Below are 4,363 nucleotides of genomic sequence, written 5' to 3' on the forward strand. Positions count from 1 at the left end.
CCGGCACCAAGCTCGCAATGGAGGACGCGATCGCGCTGGCGGACGCCATGCATCGCGCGCCGACGGTCGAACTGGCCCTGCAGCAATATGAACACGGCCGCCGCGAGGAGGTCGAGAAAACCCAGCATGCCGCCGACGTGTCGCTGGTCTGGTTCGAGCACGTCGATCGCTTCTGGGATTTTGACCCGGTGCAGTTCGCCTTCGGCGTCATGACGCGGGCCAAGGCGATCACCTACGACAATCTCACGCTGCGCGCGCCGGATTTTGTCGCCGAGGTCGACAAGGCCTTTGCGCGGCAGGTCCACGCCCGGGGTTTCGACGTGGATATCGAGAAGCCGGTGGCGCCGATGTTCCAGCCGCTTCGGCTGCGCGACATGACGCTCGCGAACCGCGCCGTGGTATCGCCGATGTGCATGTATTCGGCCAACGAAGGCGTGCCCGGCGATTTTCATCTGGTGCATTATGGCTCGCGCGCGATCGGCGGCGCCGGTTTGATCTTTACCGAAATGACCTGTGTGTCGCGCGACGCCCGCATCACGCCCGGCTGTGCCGGGCTGTGGAACGACGCGCAGGAAGCCGCGTGGCGCCGAATCGTCGATTTCGTTCACGCCAATTCCGCCGCCAAGATCGCCCTGCAACTTGGCCATGCCGGGCGCAAGGGCGCCACCAAACTGATGTGGGACGGCATGGACCGCCCGCTGGAGCAGGGCGGCTGGGACATCGTGTCGGCTTCGCCGATTCCTTATTTCCCCGACAGCCGTGTGCCGCGCGCGATGGACCGCGCCGCGATGGATGCGGTCAAGGCGGCGTTCGTTGCGGCTGCCGGGCGCGGCGAACGCTGCGGCTTCGATCTCCTGGAGCTGCACTGCGCTCACGGCTATCTGCTGGCCAGTTTTATCTCGCCGCTCACCAACCAGCGCAGCGATGAATATGGCGGCCCGCTGCCCAATCGCCTGCGCTTTCCGCTCGAAGTGTTCGAGGCGTTGCGGGCGGTGTGGCCGGCGCACAAGCCGATGTCGGTGCGTATCTCCGCCACCGACTGGGCCGAGGGCGGCATCACCGGCGACGACGCGGTCGATATCGCGCGCGCCTTCGCCGAGGCCGGCGTCGATCTGGTCGACGTCTCCACCGGCCAGACCGTGCGCGACGCCGAGCCGGTCTATGGACGCATGTTCCAGACGCCATTTTCCGAGCAGGTGCGCAACGAGGCCAAGGTGGCGACGATGTGCGTCGGCAACATCACGACGGCCGATCAGGTCAACACCATCCTGGCCGCCGGCCGCGCCGATCTGGTGGCGCTCGGCCGCCCGCATTTGGTCGACCCGGCATTCACGCTGAAGGCCGCCGCCTGGTATGGTGCGGATGCGTCGTGCCCGCCGCAATACCTGCCGGGCAAGGAGCAGATTTTCCGCAACAGTGTCCGCGACCGGCAGGATTTCGACGATTTGAAAATTAAGGCTAAGCCGAAGACCCGGGCCGAGCTGAAGGTGGAGGCGACAAAGCCGCTTGCGGCCGAGTAATGGCCCATGCGACCTTACCGGCCGTCGCGCAGGGTATAGAGTGGAGTCAGGCGATGAAGGCGATTATCGTCGGAGGCGGCATTGGGGGCCTTACCACCGCGTTGATGCTGCGGGCCCGCGGCATCGGCTGCGAACTGTTCGAGCAGTCGGACACCATCCGCGAACTCGGCGTCGGCATCAATACGCTTCCCCATGCGATCCGGGAACTCGCGGGCCTCGGCCTCTTGCAAAAGCTCGACGACGTCGCGATCCGCACCGACGTGCTCTATTATCTCAACCGCCACGGCCAGGAAGTCTGGCGCGATGCCCGCGGCATCGACGCCGGCCATGACGTGCCGCAATTCTCGATCCACCGCGGCCGGCTGCAGAGCGTGATCCACTGCGCCGTCGAGGAGCGTCTGGGGCGGGATGCGATCCACACCGGCTGCAGGCTCGGTGCCTTCACCCAGGATGAGGGTGGCGTGACGGCGTATTTCTTCGATCGCGCCGGCAGCCACGCCAGGACGGTGCGCGGCGATATTCTGATCGGCGCCGACGGTATCCATTCCCGGGTGCGCGAAACCCTGTTTCCAGACGAGGGGCCGCCCTGCTGGAACGGGCTGATGCTGTGGCGCGGCGCGCGCGACTGGCCGGTGTTTTTGAGCGGCCGTTCGATGATCGTCGCCGGCGGCCTGAACGCCAAGGTCGTGGTCTACCCGATCGCGGAAGGATCGAGCCCGGCCAGCCGCCTGACCAACTGGGCGGTGCTGGTGAAAATCGGCGACGGCAATGCGCCGCCGCCGCGCCGCGAGGACTGGTCGCGGCCCGGCAAGCGCGAGGAACTGATGCCGCACGTCGCGCGGTTCTCGGTGCCCCATGTCGATGTGCCGGGCCTGATCGCGGCGACGCCGGAATTCTACGAATACCCGACCTGCGACCGCGATCCGCTGCCATATTGGTCGAGCGGTCGGATCACGTTGCTTGGCGACGCCGCCCACCCGATGTATCCGGTCGGGTCGAACGGCGCCTCGCAGGCCATCCTCGATGCGCGCGCGCTGGCCGATGCGCTGGTGCGCTCGGAGCATCCGCGCCAGGCGCTGACGGCCTATGAGCAGAAGCGGTTGCCGATGACGGCGGAGATCGTGCGTTCCAACCGCCGCGGCGGCCCGGAAGGCGTGATCGACGCGGTCGAGCAGCTCGCGCCCGACGGTTTTGACGATATCGAGCGGGTGCTGAGCTACGCGCAACGCGAGGCCATCGTGCGCGGCTATGCCAGCAAGGCCGGGTTCGCGGCCGTGCCGGGGCTGGCGGCGGTGCGGGCGTAAACTGGCCTCACGCCCCCGGCGGGGGCGGCAGGAAGTGGATGTTGTGTTCGGCGGCCAGCGCCACCACGACATCGGGAGTCTGTTCTTTCAGATTGTGAAGGCCCCAGAACAGATCATACAGTTTCTGGGTCGGCGATACCCAGAACAGCACTTTCGCGGTCTGGCCGGACTTGTTGAAGATGCCGTGCGGGACGCCCATGCCGAGGCGGATCAGATCGCCCGGCGTCGCCTGGGCCTCGCCGCCGCCCAGCACGAAGTCGAGTTTTCCCTCCAGCATATAGAGATATTCATCCTGGTCAGGATGAATATGCGGCGGCACGAAGGTGCCCGGCGGCAGCGTCGCATGCCAGGAAAAGCAGTGGTCGGTGCGGTTCTTCGGCACATAGGTCTGGCCGAGGATATTCCAGGAAATGCCCTGCATGCCCTCATTGGCCCGGGTGATGCCGGTGATCTCGCTCTTCATCGCCTTGATTCCTTCCCATCGTTAATTCGACGCGTTTTCTTCACGCCAACCGGGTTCGGCTTCGCTGGAAAACGCTTCAGTCTGTTTCAGTTGCCCGGCATGCAATCCTTGGCGTAACGGTCGCCGTAATTCTCGAACACTTTCTCGACGATCTCGGTCTGGAATTTGCCGTCCGCGCGTTTTGCGACCTTGGTCAGGTAGAAATCCTGGATAGGATAACCGTTGACGTTGAACCTGAAGCCGCCGCGCAGCGAGGTGAAGTCGGCCTTCTTCAGCGCCGCCGTCACCGCTTCCTTGTTGGTGAGGTCGCCCTTCACCGCCTTGACGGCGCTGTCGATCAGCATCGCGGCATCGTAAGCCTGGAAGGCATAGGTACCGGGTACGCTGTTATAGGCAGCTTCATAGGCGGCGACGAATTTCTTGTTCTGCGGAGTGTCGAGGTTCGGCGCCCAGTTCGAGCCCCCGAACATGCCGACCGCCGCGTCCTGCTGCGCCGGCAGCGTCGATTCATCGACCGTGAACGCCGAAAGAACCGGAATTTGATCGGCGAGACCGGCCTGTCTGTACTGCTTCACCAGGCTCACGCCCATGCCGCCCGGCATGAAGGTGAATACCGCGTCAGGCTTCAGCGATGCGATCTTGGAGAGCTCAACCTGGAAATCCAGCGAGCCCAGCGGCATGTAGGTCTCCTCGACGATTTCTCCCTTGTAATCGAGTTTGAAACCGGCGACGGAGTCCTTGCCGGCCTGATAGTTCGGAACCAGCAAATAGACGCGCTTGTAACCGCGATCCCGGGCGACCTTGCCGAGCACCTCATGCACCTGATCGTTCTGGTAGGAGGTCACATAGAAAAACGGGCTGCAGTTCTTGCCGGCATAGCTCGAGGGGCCGGCATTCGGGCTGATCAGGAAAGTCCTGGTATCCGTTATCGGCTTGTGGATCGCCTGCAGGATATTGGAGAAGATCGGGCCCACCACGAAATCGACCTTGTCGCGTTCGAGCAGGCCCTTGACCTTGGTCACCGCACCGTCCGGCTTGAGCTCGTCATCGACCGCAATGACCTCGACCTCGCGGCC

At 64.5% G+C, this 4,363-nt stretch carries 3 protein-coding genes and 1 pseudogene; 2 read left to right on the plus strand and 2 right to left on the minus strand.

Annotation, left to right across the window (positions count from 1 at the left end; genetic code table 11):
- Both WCE35_RS26575 and WCE35_RS26580 read left to right on the plus strand, forming a co-directional pair.
- A pseudogene (locus tag WCE35_RS26575) lies at positions 1 to 1,520 on the plus strand (bifunctional salicylyl-CoA 5-hydroxylase/oxidoreductase); the annotation flags it as partial.
- A 53-nt stretch (positions 1,521 to 1,573) separates the two neighbouring features.
- The gene (locus WCE35_RS26580) at positions 1,574 to 2,824 is read left to right on the plus strand and encodes a flavin-dependent oxidoreductase (protein ID WP_424596282.1); all 1,251 of its coding nucleotides are present in this window, start codon (positions 1,574 to 1,576) and stop codon (positions 2,822 to 2,824) included.
- Between the two features lie 7 nt (positions 2,825 to 2,831).
- Here WCE35_RS26580 and WCE35_RS26585 read toward each other — a convergent pair whose 3' ends face one another.
- The gene (locus tag WCE35_RS26585) at positions 2,832 to 3,287 is read right to left on the minus strand and encodes a cupin domain-containing protein (RefSeq protein WP_424596283.1); all 456 of its coding nucleotides are present in this window, start codon (positions 3,285 to 3,287) and stop codon (positions 2,832 to 2,834) included.
- Between the two features lie 86 nt (positions 3,288 to 3,373).
- Positions 3,374 to 4,363: ABC transporter substrate-binding protein (locus WCE35_RS26590; RefSeq protein ID WP_424596284.1), on the minus strand; the 990-nt coding region annotated here is incomplete at its 5' end.

This window comes from Bradyrhizobium sp. (assembly GCF_049691595.1).
Taxonomy (GTDB): domain Bacteria; phylum Pseudomonadota; class Alphaproteobacteria; order Rhizobiales; family Xanthobacteraceae; genus Bradyrhizobium.

Excerpts from the sequence above, each read along its gene's own strand:
- WCE35_RS26580 (WP_424596282.1), top strand. The coding sequence starts at position 1,574 with ATGAAGGCGATTATCGTCGGAGGCGGCATTGGGGGCCTTACCACCGCG.
- WCE35_RS26585 (WP_424596283.1), bottom strand. The coding sequence starts at position 3,287 with ATGAAGAGCGAGATCACCGGCATCACCCGGGCCAATGAGGGCATGCAG.